General features: G+C 39.4%; 18 protein-coding genes. 4 read left to right on the top strand and 14 right to left on the bottom strand.

From position 1 onward, the window contains the following. Positions 1 to 35: 35 nt before the first annotated feature. From V7K73_RS23170 to V7K73_RS23115, 12 genes are all read right to left on the bottom strand, one after another. A complete protein-coding gene (locus V7K73_RS23170; protein ID WP_334883431.1) occupies positions 36 to 248 on the bottom strand; it encodes a helix-turn-helix domain-containing protein in 213 nt (70 codons plus the stop codon). Further along, entirely contained in the window at positions 245 to 1330 is a 1086-nt protein-coding gene (gene hppD / locus V7K73_RS23165) for a 4-hydroxyphenylpyruvate dioxygenase (protein WP_334883430.1), read from the bottom strand. Before hppD ends, V7K73_RS23170 begins: the two co-directional genes overlap by 4 nt. A gap of 106 nt (positions 1331 to 1436) precedes the next feature. Continuing rightward, a complete protein-coding gene (locus V7K73_RS23160; protein ID WP_334883429.1) occupies positions 1437 to 2141 on the bottom strand; it encodes an SDR family oxidoreductase in 705 nt (234 codons plus the stop codon). Between the two features lie 501 nt (positions 2142 to 2642). Beyond that, positions 2643 to 3629, bottom strand: coding sequence for an IS1/IS1595 family N-terminal zinc-binding domain-containing protein (locus V7K73_RS23155; RefSeq protein WP_334883427.1), 987 nt, complete (start codon positions 3627 to 3629; stop codon positions 2643 to 2645). A gap of 100 nt (positions 3630 to 3729) precedes the next feature. Then, positions 3730 to 4509, bottom strand: coding sequence for a phosphate ABC transporter ATP-binding protein (locus V7K73_RS23150; RefSeq protein WP_334883425.1), 780 nt, complete (start codon positions 4507 to 4509; stop codon positions 3730 to 3732). Positions 4510 to 4675: 166 nt separating this feature from the next. Beyond that, positions 4676 to 5455 (bottom strand): phosphate ABC transporter ATP-binding protein PstB, encoded by a 780-nt coding sequence (gene pstB / locus V7K73_RS23145; protein WP_334883423.1) that lies wholly within the window; start codon positions 5453 to 5455, stop codon positions 4676 to 4678. Between the two features lie 61 nt (positions 5456 to 5516). Next, positions 5517 to 6398, bottom strand: coding sequence for a phosphate ABC transporter permease PstA (gene pstA / locus V7K73_RS23140; RefSeq protein WP_334883421.1), 882 nt, complete (start codon positions 6396 to 6398; stop codon positions 5517 to 5519). Positions 6399 to 6461: 63 nt separating this feature from the next. Further along, positions 6462 to 7439, bottom strand: a complete 978-nt coding sequence (gene pstC / locus V7K73_RS23135; protein WP_334883419.1) for a phosphate ABC transporter permease subunit PstC — start codon at positions 7437 to 7439, stop codon at positions 6462 to 6464. A 548-nt stretch (positions 7440 to 7987) separates the two neighbouring features. Continuing rightward, positions 7988 to 9031, bottom strand: coding sequence for a phosphate ABC transporter substrate-binding protein PstS (gene pstS / locus V7K73_RS23130; RefSeq protein WP_334883417.1), 1044 nt, complete (start codon positions 9029 to 9031; stop codon positions 7988 to 7990). Positions 9032 to 9261: 230 nt separating this feature from the next. Next, complete coding sequence (locus V7K73_RS23125) at positions 9262 to 10107, bottom strand: DUF6745 domain-containing protein (RefSeq protein ID WP_334883415.1); 846 nt, start codon at positions 10105 to 10107, stop codon at positions 9262 to 9264. 43 nt (positions 10108 to 10150) lie between these two features. Then, positions 10151 to 10720 carry a Uma2 family endonuclease gene (locus V7K73_RS23120; protein ID WP_334883413.1) on the bottom strand — a complete coding sequence of 190 codons (570 nt, stop codon included), beginning with the start codon at positions 10718 to 10720 and terminating at the stop codon, positions 10151 to 10153. Between the two features lie 101 nt (positions 10721 to 10821). Then, a complete protein-coding gene (locus V7K73_RS23115) occupies positions 10822 to 11775 on the bottom strand; it encodes a stage II sporulation protein M (protein ID WP_334883410.1) in 954 nt (317 codons plus the stop codon). An 80-nt stretch (positions 11776 to 11855) separates the two neighbouring features. On the opposite strand from V7K73_RS23115, the gene V7K73_RS23110 reads away from it, so the two are divergent. Together V7K73_RS23110 and V7K73_RS23105 are read left to right on the top strand one after the other, a co-directional pair. Beyond that, on the top strand, positions 11856 to 12716 hold the full coding sequence (locus V7K73_RS23110; RefSeq protein WP_334883409.1) for a DUF975 domain-containing protein: 861 nt from the start codon (positions 11856 to 11858) through the stop codon (positions 12714 to 12716). Positions 12717 to 12736: 20 nt separating this feature from the next. Next, positions 12737 to 13516 carry an RDD family protein gene (locus V7K73_RS23105; RefSeq protein ID WP_334883407.1) on the top strand — a complete coding sequence of 260 codons (780 nt, stop codon included), beginning with the start codon at positions 12737 to 12739 and terminating at the stop codon, positions 13514 to 13516. Between the two features lie 150 nt (positions 13517 to 13666). Here the strand turns inward: V7K73_RS23105 and V7K73_RS23100 are convergent, their stop codons facing one another. Further along, positions 13667 to 14455 (bottom strand): DUF1868 domain-containing protein, encoded by a 789-nt coding sequence (locus tag V7K73_RS23100; RefSeq protein ID WP_334883405.1) that lies wholly within the window; start codon positions 14453 to 14455, stop codon positions 13667 to 13669. Between the two features lie 250 nt (positions 14456 to 14705). Here V7K73_RS23100 and holA point away from each other — a divergent pair, with 250 nt between their 5' ends. After that, the gene (holA, locus tag V7K73_RS23095) at positions 14706 to 15695 is read left to right on the top strand and encodes a DNA polymerase III subunit delta (RefSeq protein ID WP_334883403.1); all 990 of its coding nucleotides are present in this window, start codon (positions 14706 to 14708) and stop codon (positions 15693 to 15695) included. Between the two features lie 111 nt (positions 15696 to 15806). After that, entirely contained in the window at positions 15807 to 16289 is a 483-nt protein-coding gene (locus V7K73_RS23090; protein WP_334883401.1) for a DUF4168 domain-containing protein, read from the top strand. A gap of 135 nt (positions 16290 to 16424) precedes the next feature. Here the strand turns inward: V7K73_RS23090 and V7K73_RS23085 are convergent, their stop codons facing one another. After that, a complete protein-coding gene (locus V7K73_RS23085; protein ID WP_334883399.1) occupies positions 16425 to 17036 on the bottom strand; it encodes a helix-turn-helix transcriptional regulator in 612 nt (203 codons plus the stop codon). Between the last annotated feature and the right edge of the window lie 560 nt (positions 17037 to 17596).

Raw genomic sequence — 17596 nt, 5'->3', positions numbered from 1 at the left:
TCGAGGCTATGGGCGGAGCTAGATGTAAAGTAAGTTCAAAAAAGCGAAGCTACAAAGCGTTCCAAGTCCCTTCGCTTAACTCGCCAAGCCTTACCAATCTTGTCCCCCTTCAAGCGGTTTTCTCGTATAGCTTGTATCAAATACTGCCGACTCAAACCAGATAATTTTTGTGCTTCTGATAAAGTCAGCAAGGGCTTAACATGCAACGGAACCGCAGGATTGCCAAGCTCCTTAATTGCTTCCATCATTGCAGCGTACCGCGTTTGATTTGTTCGCTTTCAATGGCTTCAAATAAGGCGCGAAAGTTACCTTCACCAAAACCTTGAGCTTGGTAACGGCGTTCTATAAACTCAAAGAAAAATGTCGGTTGTTCAAATATTGGCTGGGTAAAAATTTGTAGTAATAAGGGTGCAGTATTTCCTCCTTCTAAAGAAGTATATTCTTGCCAATCCACCAGAATTTCTTGTTGAGCGATCGCTTCTAGTTCTAGAGGTGATAGGGTGAGTCCTGGACGTTGTTTTAGTTGCGTGTAATAGGTTTGGGGAACTGAGAGTAAGGATAAACCACTGGCACGAAATTTAGCGATCGCACTCACAAGATTAGTCGTCCGCAAGGCAATATGTTGAATTCCTGGTCCCCGATTGACATCAAGAAATTCCTGAATTTGGGAATTTTTGGTAGCCGGTTCATTAATTGGCAATTGGACGCTACCGTTGCGCGAAACCATCACCTGACTGTGTAAAGCAGAGCGATTAGTTTTAATTTTAAAAGCTTGCTGGGGTTGAAAATCTAGGATTTTTTCGTACCAAGCCACAGCATTTTCCAGTTCACCAACTGCGACGTTTAATACTACATGATCTATGGCCGTAAAAGTGTTGTCTGTTGTCATTTGTCCTTTGTCATTTGTGTTAGTTACAAATGACGACGGACAAATGACCAATGACCTTTCGATCAAAGTATGAGTCAGTCCACCCCAGGCGGCAATTTTGGCACACTTGAGGAATTCTGTACCCACCTGGCGTTCCTGGGTGGGTTGTAGGATTGTAGCACCGTGTTTTTGAGCTAGTGCGATCGCGCTTTCTAAATCTTCGACCGCAAAAGCGACATCTGCCACACCAGGTGGATATTGACGCAGAAACTCAGCTACTGGACTTGTAGGTAACAGTGGTGAAGATAGAAAAAAGCAGACGGCACCACTTTTTACCACTTCTGTACAAGTGTGAAATGAAATGCTGCGATCGCTTACTGCATGAAAACCAAGATGGTGTACAAACCAATCCCGCCATACTTTGGCGTCTTCTACATAGAAATGAACGTGATCAATTTTCATAGATATTGAAAATCCAGCATAACAGTTTATATATCTGTAAATTTTGCCTTTTTTGCTAGATTTTCACGTCTTTACCAGGCAAGAATTATGTAGGTGTACTCGCACTTTAAAAAAACAAATGACTATCAGGTTGAATGTTAATTTCCATTGGCACAGCTTGCGGTTCGGCAGAAAGGGCAAAGAAAATCGCATTGGCAGCAGTTTCAGGACTAAGCATTTTTTTCCGGTCTACTTTTAGGTTGACGTTATCCCAGAAAGGAGAATCTACCCCACCAAAGTAGAATAGCGTGAACTTGATACCAAAACGCTTGAGTTCCTCTGCCATGCACTTGCTGAAACCGACAACACCAAATTTAGAAGCAGAATAAGCCGCGGCCATTCCCATCGAATGTTTGCCCAGAATTCCAACCACGTTACAGATGTGACCAGACTTGCGCTTTTGCATCTCTTCAGCAGCCGCTTGAGTGGTGTAAAAGCTGCCTTTTAAGTTAACATCTAGCATCTTGTCTAAATCAGCAGGTTCTAAGCTGTTGTAAGGCTTGAGTATACCAGCACCGGCGGCATTCACTAAAATATCGATTTGACCAAACTCAGCGATCGCCTTTTCTATCAAACTATCTACCTGTTGCGGGTCAGTAATATCGGTGGGAACGCTCAAAACTTGCCCTGGTAAATCAGCAGCCAGTGTTGTCAAACGAACCGCATCTCTGGCAGCCAGTACTAACCGGACTCCAGTAGGCGCAAGTTTGTGTGTTAACGCTGAACCAATGCCACCAGTAGCACCGACAACAACAACGACTTTATCCTGCATTGGATTATTTACATTTCTTTACATCTTTATACATAATACTGAATTACAGACTCAGCGTGTACGTAAACATCCAGAAAGTATTTAAATAAGTGAGCGCAAATAATCATCACTGGCTCGTAGTTGGGCTTTAGCGCTAAAGCGCAACTACGAGCCAAATACAGAGATTTTATTTTTCGTTACATAGCTTGGTTTTATCTTGCCTACTTACTTATTCAGCGGTATTACCTGATATTCCTTGCCACTCGCCTTTAATGTAAATGTGGGAGATGATTGTAGATATTTGGTAAAAGTGGAACCTAACTTTAATTTTTTAATAATTGAATTAGGAGATTTTCCGGTTATTTTCTGCAACTCTGAACCTAGCTTTGATACAGATAGTTGAGTTTGTGGAGATTTGATTTGTATATCTTGAATAATTTTCAATAGTAATTTATTTAATGTTTCTCCACTAGAAATTTCTGCAGAGCCTTCTTTTTCTTCTTTTTGAAGAGATTGTGCAGATTAGTTCTCTATAACAGGGATTATTTCTTGAATTTCTGGTTGCTTTGAATGATGTTTAATATTGATATCACATCTTTCTTCAAATAAAGTTGCAACAGCCACTAAACTGTTTAATCGAGCATTGATTGATTCCTGTTCACTTTTGATTAAATCTTGAATTTTATCAACCACTTGTTCAAAAGATGGAACTTCTGTTGCCATAGGTAAGGAATAATGAGTTAAATTGCCAGTATTCCGGTTTTCTATTTGCAAATTTTGTCCTTGTCTACGTACCCAATAAACAATTAATCCTTGATTTTGAAGTTCGTTACAGAGGTGGTTCAAAATTCCATCGCCAGAACAGACCAAGATTTCTTTAACTGTTGGATAAGAGCGTAAGACACAAGCGCCAAGTGCGATCATTTTTGCATCAGCACTGTCTTTACCCCCAGGCACATGGACAAGCTGATAGCCACGATTGTATAGTTCAATATCTTGTTTGCCAATGCTGGGATTTCTCCAGTTAGCAAATGCAATTTTAACTTGGAGAGGATATTTACAGACACTGGCTAAAAATAATTCGGAATTAACATCTAATTTTAAGTTTTCTGCATCTAAAAGCAGAAGTGAGATTCCTGTTTCTAATTGATGTTTAATTTCAGTTTGTTGTTGAATTTTTTGGATAAATTGGTTGAAGGCAGCAGATTCTAGCCAATCAGGTGATAATATAGTTTGTAGCAGTTCTTCAGCTAATGTAAGACTAAAAGAGCCTTGACTCTTCTCTGTAATTTTTTCTTCTGGCAAGTCTTTTACTAAAGGAACTTCTGTACTTTCGGACATAGATACTTTAGTATATCCATTGCTGTTAGCAAGCAACTCATCTTCCAGGGAACGAGGGAATGCAGGCTCAAGAAATTGTTTACCACAATTTTTGCAGAGGTAATTCTGCTTGTCATTCCGACGACCATTTTTCCGAGATAAAGTAGATTCGCACCGAGGACATTTCATTTTGTGATTCAGGTGGTCTAGAGCAGATACTTGCCTCTAAATATACAGTATCAAAAACTACTGTCAACATCACTTTAAATTGCCCAACACAAGAAAAACTTCAACTAACACGGGCGAAAACATAGTCACGGGTGCGAGAATCCACGGGGTTAGTAAATATTTTATTTGTACTACCAAATTCAACCATTTGAGTAATACGATTTTCATTACTATAAAAGAAAGCCGTAAAATCAGATAGGCGAGTAACTTGCTGCAAATTATGAGTAACTATCACAATTGTCAACTCAGAGCGTAAGTTATGGATCAGATGCTCAACTTTCATACTACCAGCAGGATCAAGACCTGAACAAGGTTCATCCATTAACAGAACGTTCGGTTTAACTGCTAAAGCACGGGCAATACATAGTCTTTGCTGTTGGCCGCCAGAAAGCTCTAAAGCAGATTTGTGCAGCTTATTTTTCACTTCATCCCAAAGTTCGGCAGCTTTGATGGCAGATTCAACGATTCCATCTAATTCTACTTTTGGATGCCATCCAATTAATTTCACCCCGTATGCAACATTATCGTAAACGCTCATAGGAAAAAGATTTGGCTTGGGAAAAACCATACTGACTTGACGACGTAAGCGATTTATGTTGACACGTCGCTCATAAATACTTTGTCCAAAAAATTCTACTTTTCCTTCAACCTTCAGTTCTCCTTCTAATTCACTCATGCGATTTAACGATTTCAGAAAAGTAGACTTGCCACAACCACTAGAACCAATAATTGCCGTGACTTGGTTTTGGTAAATATCCATTGACACGCCTTCAACTATCTTTTGAGTGTCGTAAGAGAAGCTGAAGTTTTTGACTCTGATGGCTGGAGTTAGTTTACTCATATTCTCAAAACGTGTGAAATAAAAGTTGACGAAGTAAAGTAGTACAAATCAGCAACGCTGTTTCACTATGTTACCGTCAAAAGGAGATATTCATGGGAATTACGTAGTTATACAGTAGCCATACAGCAGATAAGCTGTTAGTAAAGATTTATATTAACGTGAGGACTTAACCGAAACGCCCTGAAATGTAGTCGCGGGTACGGGTGTCTAGTGGGTTGTTAAAAATTTGTTCTGTAGCGCCAAATTCAACCATTTGACCTATGCGACTTTCATCGGTGCTGAAGAAAGCCGTAAAATCAGAGACGCGAGCGGCTTGCTGCATGTTATGGGTAACGATCGCAATTGTCAACTCAGACTGCAAACTATGGAGCAGTTCTTCAACTTTCATGGTAGCAATGGGGTCAAGAGCCGAGCAAGGCTCATCCATTAGCAGAACTTTTGGCTTGACTGCTAAAGCACGGGCAATACATAATCTTTGTTGTTGACCACCAGAAAGCCCTAATGCTGATTTATCCAACTTATCTTTCACTTCATCCCAAAGAGCAGCGCTTTTAAGTGCAGATTCCACAATCTCATCTAATTCTAATTTTGAATACCTGCCTGCTATCCTCATCCCGTAGGCAACATTTTCGTAAATGCTTATGGGAAAAGGATTCGGTTTTTGGAACACCATACCAATTTGGCGGCGTAACCGATTGATGTTGACACGAGGAGCATAAATATTTTGACCAAAAAATTCTACATCTCCTTCAACTTTCACAGGACCTTCTAATTCGCTAATGCGATTCAGAATTTTGATGAAGGTAGATTTACCACAACCACTAGGGCCAATAATTGCAGTTACTTGCTTTTGATAAATATCTATTGACACCTTTTCAATCGCTTTTGTTGTGCCATAGTAAAAGCTGATATTTTTAACTTTGATAGCTGGGATTAAGTTACTCATGCTAATTCGTAATTCGTAAGGTCATGCTTTGCTACAATGCAAAACAATATAAAAAATTATTTTACTTCAATCTTCTTTGCCTAATGACTAAGCGAGAGAAAATATTCACACATAAAATTAAGCCGAGTAGAACTATAGAAGTAGTCCAGACTAATTGGTTTTTTTGCGGGTCTGGGTCGTTGTAGAGGTTAAAAATCAATACTGGTAAGGAAGCTGTGGGACTTAACAATCCTTCTGACCAATCTAGACTAAATAAAGCAGTAAAAATTAAGGGTGCTGTTTCACCAGCAGCACGAGCTACAGCTAATAAAATGCCTGTAGTAATTCCAGGAATTGCAGCAGTAACAACAATGCGAAGGGTAGTTTGAAAGCGAGTTCCGCCTAAAGCAGCAGAGGCTAGACGTTGAGATGTGGGAATCAGTTTTAAGGATTCTTCTGTTGTCAGTATAATTACAGGTAGCATAATTACGGCTAAAGCAAAACCACCTGCGCTCGCACTAAATCCTTTAGTTACCAAAACTATTACACCGTAAGCGAATACGCCTACAACTATTGAAGGGACGCCTGTTAGAATGCTGCTGATAAAACGAACAATACTAGCGATTGAGTTGGTTTGACCAAATTCTGCCAAGAAAATTCCTGTCATTATCCCTGTAGGAATGCTTAAAATAGCACCAATTATCACCATAATTATGGTTCCTAAAATGGCATTGCCAAAGCCATTATCAATAACTGCTTTGACAAACATTTCCGATTTCAATCCAGATATTCCCCGAACGAAAATTTCCCACAAAATTGATAATAAAGGAATGAGTGCTAGACCTGTAAAACCAAAGGCGATCGCATTCATTGCATAAGTAAATGTTACTCGCTCTCTTGCCAGAGGACTGCATAATTCTTTCGCCAAAGATTCATCAGTTTCAGACTGAATATAACCACTCATGTTTTTTATTAATTTTGATTGATAAATGTCTTATTAAATTGAGGTATTTCTATTAAAAAATTGCTATTTATTTTTCCTACCAACCCATTTAACCAAGAGGACAGCGCCAATATTTACAGCTAGAGTTAACCCAAACAAAATCAACGCCAAATAGCTTAAAGCGCCTATATGTAAACCCGGTTCTGCTTCGGCGAATTCATTAGCTAATACAGAGGGAATTGTATAACCTGGGTTGAGTAAAGAAGCAGTGATTTGAGCAGAGTTACCAATCACCATAGTGACAGCCATTGTTTCACCCAAAGCACGTCCCAAGGCGAGCATTGCTGCACTCACTATTCCCGAAAATCCAGATGGTAGCAAGACCCGAAAAATTGTTTCCCAACGAGTACCACCTAAAGCCATAGATGCGCTACGTAATTCTTTAGGGATAGCCATTAAAACATCACGAGTAATTGCTGCCATTGTGGGCAAAATCATGATGGCTAGAATAATTCCAGCAGTCAACATATTAGTCCCAGAAGGGTCTTCTGTATTAAATAGTGGTATCCATTTAAAAGTGCTGGCTAGCCATTTTTGCAGAGGTTCTAGAACTGGAATAAAGACAAAAATCGCCCACAAACCAATAATCACACTGGGAATTGCTGCAATTAATTCAACAACAAATGCTAAGGTTGTTCGCAGCGATGAAGGTAAGAAATTTTCACTCGTGACTAAGGCTACTGCTATTCCAACTGGGACAGCGAATAAAATAGCGATCGCACTACTTACTAAAGTTCCATAAATATAGGGTAATGCACCAAAAATCTGATTACCTGTATCCCAATCTTGACCCCACAAAAACCCAAATCCAAACTGCTTAATGGCTGGTAAAGCTTCGTGCAAAATTACCCAACTCATCAAAAATAGCACTGCAACAGTAATCACGGCAAAAAAGTATACTAGCCGTGTAAAACCTTGGTCAAACCAGAGATTTGTGCCGCCAATAGCTGTAAGATTGAAATTTTCATCGCCTAGATTTAAATCATCTGATGAATTTGCCATTACAAATCAATTAAATAGATTTTTGTTATTACTAGTAGAGTGAGTTTTAACTCAAACTATTAGGAGAGTAAAGTAGTAATATCAAGGGCTTAAGCCAATACAGTTCAGTTAAGCATTTTTTATTCTCTCTGTGTTCTCTGCGCCTCTGTGGTTCGTTAAAAAAATGGAATTTCACAAAGGGTTTTAGCCTTAACTGAACCGTATGGCATTGAAAACCTAAAACTTTGATTCACCCTAGAGCGTGTTTTAAAACTACTCGTTTAGTTTCCTAAAGTTTTAGATTCCCCGATTAATTGGAGAACTTGAAGGCGAGCATCCCGTCAGGTGCCATTCCCTTGATAGCCCTCATCCCCTAACCCCTTCTCCCAAAAATGGGAGAAGGGGAACTAGAATTATGTCTCCCCTCTCCCACCTGAAGGGAGAGGGGCTGGGGGTGAGGGAAAAGATTTAAGCACTCATTGGGATACTCCCAACTTGAAGAGACTTTTAGCCCGCTTTTTTTAGGGGGTTGGGGGGATCTCTGATGGATAAGTCCTAAAAATTGTAAATTAAGGCTTCACAGAGTTATTCACTGTCTGAAGTACCCGATTTGCCACATCAGATGGAATTTTGGTGTAGTTAAGGTCATCGTTATACTGTTGACCATCTTTCAATACCCAATTAATCCATTTCTTAATAGCATCAGCTTTAGAAGCATTAGCATACTGTTTGTAAACCATAATCCAGGTAAGACCGACGATGGGATAACCTTGTCCTGGATCTCCTACGAAAACGCGGTAGTTGTCTGGGAAGGTGACAGTTGATAAAGCTGCGTTTGCAGATTCTAAAGAAGGAGCAACAAATTCTCCTCTCTTATTTTGTATCAGCGCTGATTTCAAATTGTTTTTGACAGCGTAGGCATATTCAACATAACCAATAGAACCAGGAGTACGAGATACTAAAGCAGCTACGCCTGGGTTACCTTTGCCTTTGAGGACATTTGGCAGAGTCCATTTGGGAGCAGTGTTAACTCCAACTCTGCCTTTAAAATAACCGCTAGTAGCACTTAAGTGGTTAGTAAAAATGAAAGTTGTACCGCTACCATCGGCGCGAACAACAAATTTAATTGCTTGATTTGGTAGATTGACACCCGGATTATCAGCTTTAATTTTTGCGTCATTCCATTTGGTAATTTGACCTGAGAAAATTGCCGGTAGTGTAGTGCGGGATAATTTGAGATTATTAACACCTGGAACATTGTAAACAACCGAAACAGCACCGCCTGCTGTGGGTACTAAAATTACACCGTTCTTGACTTTAGCGATTTCATCATCTTTCATTGCAGCATCACTACCACCAAAGTCAACGGTTCCAGCAGTGACTTGACGAATCCCGCCGCCGCTACCTATTGCTTGGTAGTTAATTCTCAAGTCTGGATACTTGTTTTTTACTTCACGAGCATAGCGTTCGTAAAGCGGAGCCGGAAAAGTTGCTCCTGCACCGTTCAAAGTTTCAGCTTGTGCGATCGCACCTAAAAATGGACTAAGTGCAATAGAAGTTGTCACCACTGAAGTAGCGACGATACGATTCAAGATGGTGGTCGAAAAAATCATATTAACCCTGATTAAAGGAATATTTTACTGCTGTTATTTCAGCCTTAGATAGGCTACATTTTTTATAGTTAAATTTTATTTAACAAATGATAAAGAAATAATTAAAATGTGTTTAAATATTAATTTTAAATATTTTTTGCTTCTTGAGATTTGATTAAGTAGTCTAGGTTGCTGATGAAAACTTTATGTTTAATTTAAATAGTCAAAAATCAGTAAACTATACTGTGCATCTACACAGAATCAGAATCTTTTTCCTCATAATATCGCTCTCGTTCTTCTTCATAAGAATGTCTTCCGTGGCAAGCATAAACACTATAGCCATCAGCAAATTGAAGGGCAGGTTCCCCTTCAGCATGAAGCATATTTTCTTCGTCAAAAGACAACTTACAAGGGCGATCGCAGACTATACAAACCTTTTCAAATTGGAACATCAAACCACAATGCTGCATCAAGTCTTTAAGTACATTCCATTTTTTCTTATCATGTTGAAGCTCAAGAACTGAGATACAAAAATCTAACATACAACCCCCAATTGCCCGTTCTGCTGGTGTAGTGAGGTTGTTTGTAAAGTATACAATATCAGTAAATTCTAGTTCAAGCTTCTCGATATCAACAGTTAGTTGATGTTTCAGACATCTTCCTGTGTACGGAAAGTATGAAACTAGTGGATGACTATGAGTTGAGTAGTACGGAAATTCAGGGTGTTGAACTTGGTTCCGCAACCTGATAAAGAGATGCTCGTCAAGTTGTTGACTTATTCCATGTATAAGGTGATGTTCTACTCTTTTAAGAAATTTCATGTGGATATCGCGCCCTAGATACGCCTTAAAGTTCTCAATAGTAAGAATTTTCTCAATTGCCGTCATAGGACTGCTATAGAATAATATCTCAGGCTCAGGATAATCACTCACCGCATAAGCAGCTTTGATTACTGCTGCGACTTTTTCTTGCTTAATTGATTCAGTTGATATTTGTATCGAGCGCCACTTGTCTCTATAAATAGGAAGCATTGCCTCTTGTTCATCAGATAGTTCGGTGATGATGCGTTTTGGCATATCATTTGTGCGTCTTGGCATATTTCAGTGTAAAAATAGTAAGTTGACTTGAACTAAATATTTGTTACGTAGTCACCTTTAACCATCCAAAAATATCACCTACCGTCAACTGTAAACCCTGACAGAATTCTGGCACTGGTAAAATAGACTCAATTTCCTCAAAAGGTAGAGGTTGTTGTCTTGCAGGATAAGCAGCAATGAATCGCTCATCAGGGTCAATTAACCAACCCATTTGAGTCCCGTGATTGAGAGCGTGTAAGATTTTTTTTGTAACTTTTGTATGGCTTTGTTCGGGGGAGAGAATTTCGATTATCCAGTCGGGTGCTGCGGCGAATGTATTAGCAATATCACCATTCTCGTCTACAGGAAGCCTTGCCCAAGAGAATACAGCGACATCAGGAACTATAGAACGTCCTGCAAAAGTGCAACGTAATTCTGGAAAAGCCCAACCTATTTTTTGGACTTTGATAACAGAATTGATTGTGGGACAGAGTTCTCCTTGAATAGTGCTATGTTTTCCTTGAGGCATAGGTTTTGGAATTATTTTACCGTCTATGTATTCGCAATACGGTTTAGTTTCTGGTAATGTGAGAAACTCTTCTAGGCTGAATATTTTATTTGATGTTTGTACCATGATTATCCTAGCTTCAACTTATAATCTTTTTTTACATCGTTAGTTTTTACCTTATTCTAAAATATTTTTCAATTTACCAATCCGCCAACATCTAAATTATTTTATGTTTGCTTGCGGCTACAATACATTACCAAAAGTATAAATAATCCTATGCCTGCTAAATATTTAATTGCATAAGGTACGCTGGGATTAGGCGAAAAAAAGCCTTCGATCGCACCAGCAATAACCAACATTGGTACAATCCCAAATACTAGCTGCACCGCCTGAGAACCGTAAAATTTTAGTGCATCCCCACGCCGATATTTACCAGGAAATAAAATTGCTCTTGCTAATAAAAATCCTGCACCCCCAGCAAAAAAAATGGCGGGTAATTCCAAGGAACCATGCGGTAACACAAACGCCCAAAAAGGATAAGCCAGATTATTTTGACCCACTAAAGTACCAACCGCACCAATCAATAAGCCATTAAATACCATCAAATAGGCTGTGTATAACCCAGCAGTCATGCCACCAGCAACAGCCCCAAAGGACACCGACAGATTATTGATCATAATACTGCTAGATGCCAGAGGTTCAACGCCGACAATTGACCCCATCCACAATTTATGCTCATCTCGCACCTTGGTAATCAAACTTTCAGGTACGATCAAAGGCATAAAGCTGGGGTTTTGCCAAGAATACCACCAAGCCACTAATGCCCCCAGTAGAAACAGCGCCGTTGCAGTAGCAATATATGCAAATGTTTTCTGAACTACAGATGGTAATCCCCATTGGTAAAATTTTAAAATTGCCTGCCATTCCTGTCGCCGCGAACCTTGGTAAATCTGCGTATAAGCACGAGTTGTTAAAGATTGTAAACTTTGGATCAAAGTATTACCGATTTGCTGAGTGCGAGCACGGGCTAAATCTGCCGCTACTGAACGATACAAACTCGCTAACTCTCTAATTTCTGCTGCCCTTAAGGACTTTAACCCTTTTTTTTCTATCTGCCTTAATAGGGCATCCAAACGCTGCCAATTTGGTTCTCGTCGCGCAATCCAACGTTGAATATTCATGAATTTTAGGAACACTGAGTTTAACTTAGCTTAAGATAGCTTCAAATTCATTTCCGTAATTTCAATTTAAATTTGCCATTATGTCTGAAAATTTTGGATCTTCCAGTCCTATACAACCACTGAGTATTGGGAATGTAGTGAGTGCAGGAATGCGACTGTATCGTTCTCATCTAAAGTTGTATCTAAAACTGGCATTAACTGCTTATATCTGGGCATTAGTGCCGATTTATGGATGGGCGAAATGTGCATCAATTTTAGCAATGATCTCGCGGTTAGCCTTTGGAGAATTGGTGAATCAACCGGAAAGTGTTGAAGAGAGTCGCCGTGTTGTAAATTCTCGCCTATGGCAATTTTTAATCTTGGGTTTAATAATGTTTGCTATTGGGACAGCTTTGATAGTTGTTTTAATAATTCCTTTTTCTATTTTTTGGGGAATGACTATCGGTTTGTTTGCTACAAGTGCGGCAATTAGCAATAATTCAAATTCCGCTTTTATACTTATTGGATTACTGTTAACAATCATTTCAATCTTAGTCTTGTTTACATTTTTACTGTGGTTACAGGCTCGGTTTTTCGTGGTTGAAATTCCCTTGGCTATTGAGGACAATGTAGATAGTATATCAACGATTAGCCGCAGTTGGGATTTAACAAAAAGACAGGGATGGCGAATTGTAGGAATTTTATTTATTTCTTATTTAATTACGCTACCGATTCAACTGCCATTTAGTATTGTAAGCAGTATTATTCAGAGTTATTTAAAACCTTTGAGCAAAGAAAACTTGACCTACGCCATACTTTCTTTTCTTGTAAGCCTAGTTCTAACTTTATTAAGTGCCACATTAGTAGTACCGTTCTGGCAAGCAATTAAAGCTGTTATTTACTATGACCTGCGAAGTCGTCGTGAAGGGTTAGGCTTGAAGTTACGCGATCGCAAAATTTAGACCCCAGTATAAAAACGACTATGCACCTGTTCAATAATGTTAAATTTAATACTCCAGAAAGCGTAGAATTAGAATTCACTCTTGCTGGAATCGGAAATCGTGCCTGGGCTTTGCTCATTGATTATCACGTTTTGGCTGTGATTTTAGTGGCATTTTTCCTAGCTTGGTCTATCGTTTCAGCCCTGTTAGGAGATTTTTGGGTAGATATTTTCGGTACCGCAGTGACTTTATGGTTGATAGCGATCGCATTTCTTGCTAGTTTTATTATTTACGTAGGATATTTTGTAATTTTTGAAACTTTATGGTTTGGACAAACCCCTGGTAAACGGGTTGCTAAAATTCGCGTGGTTCGAGATGATGGTAGACTCATCGGGTTACAACAAGCAACGCTACGGGCTGTACTGCGACCCTTTGATGAAACTTTGTTTATTGGCGCTTTTTTAATTATGTTGAGTCGTCGAGAAAAGCGTTTAGGTGATTTGGCTGCTGGCACAATTGTAATTCAAGCCCAAACACCTACTGCATCTGCGACATTGACAATTTCCGAACAAGCAAAAGGACTTCATGAACAGTTAATCGAAAGTGCTGATTTATCGCAATTGATGCCAGATGATTTTGCTGTGATTCGTGAGTATTTACAAAGACGTAGTGCAATGTCATTAAAGGCAAGAGCATCACTATCTCTAAAGCTAGCCGAGCAAGTTAAAGACATTATTAATTTAGAAAACTTGCCAGAAGCTGTTACACCTGATGTATTTTTAGAAGCTATTTATCTTGTTTATCAGCAACCGGAATTTTAGGCTGAAGATTTTATTTAGAGCATTGGCAATCTATATGTTTTAATTCTAAATTATTTAGAAAATGTTTCATTTTCAGGAAGATATAACTAATAATAAGTAGTCAGTAGTCAGTGAGTCAAAACTACTAACTACTAACTACCAACTAATGACTTAGAAATCTAAAGCCGGCCAGTCTGGTTCACGATAATAGCTTGTCATGTTCTCAAATTTTCGCAATTCGACGCGATTGATCAAAACTTCTGGCAAATTTAACAGCCATTGATCATTCAATTGAGAAAGCATGGTGCTGAAATTTGTGCGGTCTAAGTCAGATGAAACCTCCCCAAAATAGGCTAATGTAACATGGGCTGTAAAGTGATAATGCTGCTCAATACCCAAAGCAATTAACTTGGGATTTTGATAAATTGTTCGGCGAAATTTAATAATTTCCTCGTAACAACCTTCATCTTTTGGTACTAAACAAACGGCTACAGCCCTTGGCATCAGTATCAGTCCCAGCATTTGCCATTTAATCGGATGACTCCTGTTTGTCATCAATTGTTGATATTGCTGAAAGGTTTCTGCTAAACATGAGTGTAACTCTTCGTCAAATTTGGGATTTTTTTCGCAAGCGTCAAGGTAAGCATTGTCCCAAATTAAATCCGCTAAAGTTATATGGAAGCTAGCAGGAGGTAGAGGCACAATCAAATCACGGCTTACAGGCAACTGCAAAAGTTCCTGTTGGTAAGCCTGTAATTTGTCATAGAAAGCAGAATTTTGCGATTCTTCTCCTGCTGGCGGGGTAATTAGCGTATAGCCAGGAAAGGACGCTGCTTGTCTCAACCCAGAATCTGGCTGAAATTTAGAAGATTCCTGGATATGCTGGACTTGGGATCTGTAGGCTTCTGGCAGCGTCAGCCGTGCTAACCGATTTAAGTAAGTTTGATAGTTGTCGTCCAATCTTCATAGCCTCATGCTCTCACTTGATAGATTTTAGGGAAAATTGCCTTGATTAACAGAATGATTTTAAAAGTATTTAATTTTGGGAGTGGAAAGTGGGGAGTGGGGAGTGGAGAGTTAGGAGTTAGGAGTTAGGAGTTAGGAGTTAGGAGTTAGGAGTTAGGAGTTAGGAGTTAGGAGTTATAAATATTAACTCTTCACCAATGCCCAATGCCCTATGCCCCTCCCTCATGTAGTACGAGGTTAGTCTATGCCAATTTATGTTTACTGGGGTGAGGATGATTTTTCTATGGAAAAGGCGATCGCTATGCTGCGCGATCGCGTCCTCGATCCCCAATGGATTAGTTTTAATTACACTGCATTCACCCCAGATCAAGCTGATGCTGCTATCCAGGGGTTAAATCAGGTCATGACACCCACTTTTGGCGCTGGTGGGCGCTTGGTATGGCTGATAAATACTACTTTGTGCCAGCAGTGTCCTGAGAATGTGTTAGCAGAACTGGTGCGATCGCTAAGAGTCATTCCCGATAACTCATTTTTATTGCTCACCAGCCGCAACAAGCCAGATGAACGCCTCAAATCCACAAAATTGTTAAAACAATTTGCTACCGAATTCCGAGAATTTCCCCTGATTCCCCCTTGGAAAACCGAATTGCTGGTGCAATCTGTTAATCAAGCTGCTCAGACTGTGGGCGTAAAACTAACTGCCAATACTGCCCAGTTGTTGGCAGAATCTGTAGGAAATGATACACGGTTGCTCTACAATGAGTTAGAGAAACTGCGGCTATATGCCCAAGGTAGCAACAAGCCTTTAGACACAGATACTGTTACCAAGTTAGTAAGAAATACTACCCAAAATAGTCTACAATTAGCGGCAGCAATCAGAACAGGAGATACACCTAAAGCTTTGACGACACTGGCAGATTTGAGCAATGCTTCCGAGCCGGGATTACGCATAGTTGCCACATTGATTGGACAATTTCGCACATGGCTGTGCGTGAAGATTATGATAGAAAGTGGGGAGCGCAATCAACAAGCGATCGCTAGTGCTGCTGATATCGGTAATCCCAAACGGATCTACTTCTTACAGCAAGAAATCAAGCTTCTTTCTGTACAACAGTTAATCTCTTGCTTACCCCTATTACTGGAATTAGAAGTGAGTCTCAAGCAAGGAGCATCAGAAATCCCAACACTCCAGACTAAAGTCATCGAACTTTGTCAATTATGCCGAGGGAATTGACAAGTAAATATAAAAGCTTGATGTATTAGAGCAGTTGCTGGAACTTCCAACTCCGAAAATAATTCAACGTTCTTATAATATCCCTGATGTAGCTCTGTGTCACACACTATTATGAATAACATTTCTGATTTATTTTCCCGATCTAGCCGAAAGCGAATCCTTTCCCAATCATTCTTTTTCGGCGCGATCGCCACTGTGGGTGTAATTTCCAACGCTTTTTTATTGAGTTCAAAAGCTTATGGTCAAACTCCAACACCAATAGTTAACAATACTCAAATCGACAGCTACGCTCAAGCCGTGCTAGCAATGGAACCAGCCCGTCAAAATGCCTTTGAAGAAATTAAAAAACTTATTGGTAATGGAGAAATTCCCAAGATTGTTTGCAACGACTCTAACAGCATAAATGGTCTTCCCCGGAAGGCTCAAGATATTGCAGTGAATTACTGTAACCGCTCTCAAAAAATTGTCCAAGATAATGGTTTGAGCATTGATCAGTTCAACAAGATTACTATAGAATTACAAAATAACAATATCTTAAAACGGCAGGTTTACAATAGCTTGTTACGCCTGCAAAAAAGTCCTGACTCTCCCTAATTAAAACTTGGATAAAAATTAGAGAGTAACACGTTAAATAATTCGTACCTCGGCAACGCTTGGCAACCTAATTCCGCACTCATTGAATAAGAATTATCGCTTGCAAAATTGTTATTCAACACTTCTGGGTACTATTCAACCATAAGACATATTTGCTTGGCGCTTGGTGTGAATATTTTTCATGTGCTTCTTCACGGTGTTTATAGTGATGTAAAGCTTAGTAGCAATTTCTTTGTAGCTGTAATTGCTTCTATAGAGAAACCAAATTTCAGCTTCTCGCGGCGTTAGGTCAAATTTTTTAACTTCAGTGAGTGCTACATTTTTCAGAGATTCATATTGATTTTCTATAGTCACCAATAAGCAAGGCACTTCAAACCCCTCTAAATCTAACAGTCTCACCCTAATCCGAAAAATATTAAACTTATCAAGGACAATCTCATCCGACAGAATGAGAAGTTTATCAGAAAACAAATACCGACTATTAAATAACGATTCACAAAGATTCCAGATGACTGGAGGGACAAAATTTTGGTTGAAGTTGCCTTGATTAAATTGATAACAAACACGACGAGCCGATGCATTAGCATGAACTACTTCACCAGTTTGGCTTAAAATTAAGATACCGTCTTCTAAACCTTCAATTACTTCTTGCAAAAAATCCGCTCGCTTCGAGTCATGTAAATCAATACTATCTAGCTTTTGTGGTTCAGCTACTGTTTTTACTAATGTCTTTGTTAGGGCGATCATAGGAAAGGTTCCAATGTAGAAAATACTGCTGATTAGTGATTAACGGGAGTTGAAAGATGCACCATCTATTTTTTTGGATGATTATCTGAATAAATTGGGTGAATATTACAGACCAATCATGCTAATGGCAGTAAACCAAGTATTTTTTAAAACTATTTTCTTGAAATAGTAAATTTGCAATTTATGTAGTCTGTTTGCATTAAATTAAGTTACATGCTTTAAATACAACTCTTAAATTGCCTATTTCGGAATTTCCTTCCAATAAACTTTAAATAAGTTCTTGTTGCCTAGTGACACCCTTAAAAATCGGAGCATCCCGTCAGGTGCAAAAACCTTGATAGCCGTCATCCCCTGATAGCCCTCATCCCCTAACCCCTTCTCCCAAAGATGGGAGAAGGGGAACTAGAATTACAGCGCTTCCCATTCAGATGCGGTACAACATTATATCGCCAGTTGTAAGGGCATGGCAGTAAGGGCAGTAAGGGCAGTAAGGGCAGTAAGGGCAGTAAGGGCAGTAAGGGCAGTAAGGGCAGTAAGGGCAGTAAGGGCAGTAAGGGCAG

Source organism: Nostoc sp., assembly GCF_036916975.1.
GTDB lineage: Bacteria > Cyanobacteriota > Cyanobacteriia > Cyanobacteriales > Nostocaceae > Nostoc.
Note: the sequence above shows the minus strand (reverse complement) of the source record. Positions and strands in the feature narration are given on the sequence as shown.